The following is a 990-nucleotide window of genomic DNA, read 5'->3' on the forward strand; positions in this document are numbered from 1 at the left end:
GTTACTGTAGGAAGCAATAATGCTGTTCATATTAAAGATAATGCAACCAATGTTAATATTATTAATAATGGTACTATTAATGCAAGTAATGCTGTTCATGGTATTAAAACAGATGGTGGTTCTACTGTAGTTGAATCTATTACTAACACAGGCTCTATACTTGGCAAATGGAATGGTATATCAGTAGAAGGTGGTTCTACTATTAAAAGTATCACCAACTCAGGAACTATTAAAGGTAATAGTGGTAGAGGTATTTATATAGGTGGTAATAACTCTAAAATAGAAAATATAACTAATGAGAAAAATAGTATTATTAGTGGTAGTGATAATGGTATCCAGATTGATGGCAGGGGAACACTTCAGAATTTAAATAATAAAGGTACTATAAGCGGAAATAATGGTGTATTTTTAGGAGGTGGAGCTACTTTAGAAAATTTAAATAATACCGGTACTATTATCGGAGAAGAACACGGTATACGTGTTAATAATAATGATCAAAAAGATACAATCAAAACAATAGTAAATTCTGGATTTATTAGCGGCGGTAGTAAAGATGGTGTGGCACTTTTTTCTGTTGAGATAGAGCATTTTGATAATCAAAAAGATATCATTGGAGGAGAACATGGTTTAAACATACAAAGATATAACAATACAAGTGCTAAAGTAGGAACATTAGATAATTCAGGAAATATCATCGGAACTAGCGGACATGGAATATATACTCAAACAGCACATGGTGATAGCATAACACTTTTAAATAATAAATCAAATGGTTTGATCCAAGGTGGACAAGATGGTATTCATGTATTTGCTATGTTTGGGCAAGCTGGAACTATAAATACTTTAAATAATGAAGGTTCTATTATAGGTGGAAGGCATGGTATTAATTTGCAAGAATTTTCAAATAATACAGCTCTAGTCAACTCTATACATACTATAGAAAATAAAGGAGCTATATTAGGTCAAAGTGGTGCAGGCATATTTGTAAAT

General features: G+C 31.4%; 1 protein-coding gene. It reads left to right on the forward strand.

The window, feature by feature from the left end:
• Nucleotides 1–990 (forward strand): hypothetical protein (locus L8V77_RS07645; RefSeq protein ID WP_412175150.1); only part of this gene is annotated, 990 nt, incomplete at both ends.

The sequence above is a fragment of the Campylobacter sp. IFREMER_LSEM_CL2127 genome, assembly GCF_025771745.1.
Lineage (GTDB): Bacteria > Campylobacterota > Campylobacteria > Campylobacterales > Campylobacteraceae > Campylobacter_D.